The organism is bacterium (assembly GCA_041648665.1).
Classification (GTDB): Bacteria; UBA10199; UBA10199; order 2-02-FULL-44-16; family JAAZCA01; genus JAFGMW01.
On sequence record JBAZOP010000176.1, the window covers coordinates 1 to 3,586 of the forward strand.

Genomic DNA, 3,586 nt, shown 5'->3' on the forward strand with positions numbered 1-3,586 from the left:
CTCGCCACATGCCGGACTTCCGCGCAGCGGAGCGCACCCTGCAGATACTCACGCAGGTGGCGGGCCGGGCGGGCCGGGGAGACAAGCCGGGCCGCGTGATCATCCAGACCTGGCAGCCGGAGCACCCCTCGATCGCCGCCGCCGCGATCCACGACTTCGGGGGATTCGTGGAGAAGGAGCTCGAATACAGGAAGAAGGCCGGCTATCCGCCGTTCGGCAGGATCGCATGCGTGAGGATATCCTCGCTCAAGGCCGACCTGGCAAAGAAGACCGCGGAACGCCTCGGCCTGGCCATGAAGGATGCGGCAGGCCAAAGGGACGGCATCATAATCCTAGGCCCTGCCACTGCCCCGATGGGAAAGATAAGGAACAGGTACCGCTGGCAGCTGCTCATAAAGGCGCAAGGCGCCCAGGCGCTCTCATCCTTCCTCGCAAGGATCGGCCATCTGCTCGAAGGCAGAGAAAAAGGGGCCAGGATCTCGATCGATATCGATCCCTCAAACCTGCTCTAACCCTCATCAAGCCCCTCAAGATAGCTATTTTGCCCAGTATTATCAATTAGTTATAAATTAAGAAAAAAATATTCCCTCCCACGCAACTTGAGCCCCCCTGCGGACCGATAACTATTGTGGAAGCAGAAACAGAAGTTGGGAGTCAAAAAGTTCGACCCCCCCCTTTGGGCCCTTCAGCGATAGTGTTGGAGGGTCCTTTTTTTTGCTTTTGCCTTGCCTTGGTTCCTTGCCTATAGTGGGCGCATGATTCGCAAAATCGTGAAATACCCCAGCCCGGTGCTGACGCAGAAGGCAAAGCCGATCTCAGAGGTCACCGAAGAGATCCGCCGGCTGCTCGACGACATGGCGGAGACCATGTACTCGGCGGACGGCGTGGGACTGGCCGCGCCGCAGGTGGGCGAGTCCGTGCGCGCGATCGTCATCGACATCACCGGCGGAGAACAGAGCGAGCAAGACGGCCTGATGAAGATGGTCAACCCCGAGATAATCGAGCGGCAGGGCGAGATCGAATACGAGGAGGGCTGCCTCTCGGTGCCGGACATGCGCGTGCTCATGAAACGCAGCGAGCGCGTCAAGGCGAGATACCTGGACGAGAAAGGCCTGGAGCATGAGATCGAGGCGGAAGGACTTCTCGCCGTCGCCCTCCAGCACGAGATCGACCACCTCGACGGCGCCCTCATCATCGACAACGTGAGCCGCCTGAAACGCAACATGTATCTTGCGAAGCGCAAGAAGGAAGACGACCATCCAGTCGCACTTTAGCCGATGAACATAATCTTCATGGGGTCAGCGGCATTCGCAGTCCCGGCGCTCGAAGCGCTCGTCAAGTCGCATCACGACATCCTCGAGATAGTCGCGCAGCCGGACAAACCCGCCGGCCGAGGCATGCAGATCCGCGCCTGCCCGACGGCGGAGTTCGCGAAGGAGCGCGGCATACCGCTCTATCAGCCTGAGGGCGTGAGAAAACCCGAGGTGCTGCGGCACTTCCTGAAGCTCGCGGCCGACCTCATCGTGATAATAGCGTACGGCAGGATGCTGCCGCGGGAGCTCATCGACATGCCGCCGCACGGGACGATCAACGTGCACGCCTCGCTGCTGCCGAAATACAGGGGCGCCGCGCCGATAAACTGGGCCATAGTCAACGGGGAGCGAGAGACCGGCGTGACCACAATGTTCATCAACGAGGAGATGGACGCCGGGGACATCCTCCTTGAGGCCAAGACCCCGATCGGCGAGAGCGAAACCGCGCCCGAGCTCCACGACAGGCTGGCGCGAATGGGCGCAGACCTGCTGAAGGCGACCATACGCGAGTTGGAGGAAGGGAAACTCACCCCCACCCCGCAGGACCACCGCAAGGCCACGCAGGCTCCGATCATAAAAAAAGAGGACGGCCTGATCGATTGGTCCCTGACCGCGCGCGCCATATTCAACCGCGTGCGCGGCTTCACGCCCTGGCCCGGCGCCTACACAAATCTCGGAGACAAGACGCTGCGCATACACAGCGCGGAGATGACCGAGGATGAAAGAAAGGCGGCGCCCGGGACCGTTATCGAGGCGCAAGATCGGCTTTGCATCGCCTGCGGCGAGGGTATATTGAAGCTCGTCGAGGTCCAGCTGCAAGGCGGGAAGAGGATGCCGGCCGCCAACTTCCTGCGCGGGCACAAGCTCTCGTCCGGAGAGAGACTGGGATGAAGAAGACGCTCATAGCTCCGTCCATACTATCCGCCGACTTCTCGCGCCTGGGCGACGAAATCAGGGAAGTGGAGGCGTCCGGCGCGGACGTCATACACGTTGACGTGATGGACGGACACTTCGTGCCGAACATCACGATCGGAGCGCCGGTCGTGAAAAAGATCAGGCCGGTGACCAGGCTGCCGCTGGACTGTCACCTTATGATCGAAAACCCCGAGAAGTACATAGCGGACTTCGCGAAGGCAGGCGCGGACTGGATATCGGTCCACGTCGAGACGTGCGACCTCGCGAAGCTCCTGCCTGCAATAAAAAAACTCGGCTGCAGGGCCGGCTCGGTGATCAATCCGCCGACCCCGGTCGAAAAAGTCATCCCCTTCGTGGAGCTCTCCGACTTCGTGCTCGTGATGACGGTGAACCCCGGCTTCGGCGGGCAAAAGATGATCGATGACTGCATAAAGAAGATCGCGATAATTCGCGAGCACATAGAAAAACACAAGTTGGCCACAGAGATAGAGGTAGACGGCGGCATAAACCAGGAGACGATCAAGAGGGCCTTCGACGCAGGCGCAGGGATCATAGTCGCGGGCTCCGCGATCTTCGACACAGGCGACTACAAAAGGTCCATCACAGAGCTGAGGGAAGCTGCCCGTTGAGCTGAAGGGCGCGACAGGAGGGTTCCATGGAATCGTTAGAGAGGATCCTGAGCCAGATCAACAGCTTCGTCTGGGGCCCGCCCCTTCTGGTCCTTCTCTTCGGCACCCACATCTATCTCACCTTCAGGCTCCGTTTCATCCAGCGCTACATCGGAAAGGCGATAAAGATCTCCCTCAAGCGCACGAGCGAGGGCGAGGGCGACATCAGCCACTTCGGCGCCCTCACCACCGCGCTTGCCGCGACCATCGGCACGGGCAACATCGTGGGGGTGGCGACCGCGATCGCTGCAGGCGGTCCGGGCGCAGTCCTGTGGCTGTGGCTCACCGGCATATTCGGCATCGCCACGAAGTACTCGGAGGCCCTGCTCTCGGTGAAGTACCGCATCACCAACAAGAAGGGGGCGATGTCCGGCGGACCGATGTACGTGCTCGAGCGAGGCATGAACGCGAAGTGGCTGGGCGTGATATTCGCGCTCTTCACGAGTGTGGCCGCCTTCGGTATAGGCAACATGGTCCAGTCCAACTCAATCGCCATGCTCGTCAAGGACACCTTCAGCGTGCCCACTTGGATCACCGGCGTAATCCTCACCGTGCTCACCGCGATCGTGATACTCGGCGGCATCAAGTCGATCGCGCGCGTATGCGGAGGCCTGGTGCCCTTCATGGCGTTCTTCTACGTGCTCGGCTGCGTCGTGCTGCTCGCGCTCGGCTGGCGCACCATACCCGACA

5 protein-coding genes are annotated in these 3,586 nt (G+C 60.9%); all 5 read left to right on the plus strand.

All coding sequences use genetic code 11. The annotated features are described in order from the left end of the window. Positions 1 to 512: primosomal protein N' (locus WC683_20250; GenBank protein ID MFA4974942.1), on the plus strand; the 512-nt coding region annotated here is incomplete at its 5' end. 243 nt (positions 513 to 755) lie between these two features. Beyond that, complete coding sequence (gene def, locus WC683_20255) at positions 756 to 1,274, plus strand: peptide deformylase (protein MFA4974943.1); 519 nt, start codon at positions 756 to 758, stop codon at positions 1,272 to 1,274. Between the two features lie 3 nt (positions 1,275 to 1,277). Continuing rightward, positions 1,278 to 2,204: a methionyl-tRNA formyltransferase gene (fmt, locus tag WC683_20260; GenBank protein ID MFA4974944.1), complete on the plus strand. Its 927-nt coding sequence runs from the start codon at positions 1,278 to 1,280 to the stop codon at positions 2,202 to 2,204. Then, a complete protein-coding gene (gene rpe / locus WC683_20265) occupies positions 2,201 to 2,857 on the plus strand; it encodes a ribulose-phosphate 3-epimerase (GenBank protein MFA4974945.1) in 657 nt (218 codons plus the stop codon). Before fmt ends, rpe begins: the two co-directional genes overlap by 4 nt. 26 nt (positions 2,858 to 2,883) lie before the next feature. Then, positions 2,884 to 3,586: alanine:cation symporter family protein (locus tag WC683_20270; GenBank protein ID MFA4974946.1), on the plus strand; the 703-nt coding region annotated here is incomplete at its 3' end.

Excerpts from the sequence above, each read along its gene's own strand:
- def (MFA4974943.1), top strand. The coding sequence starts at position 756 with ATGATTCGCAAAATCGTGAAATACCCCAGCCCGGTGCTGACGCAGAAG.
- rpe (MFA4974945.1), top strand. The coding sequence starts at position 2,201 with ATGAAGAAGACGCTCATAGCTCCGTCCATACTATCCGCCGACTTCTCG.
- fmt (MFA4974944.1), top strand. The coding sequence starts at position 1,278 with ATGAACATAATCTTCATGGGGTCAGCGGCATTCGCAGTCCCGGCGCTC.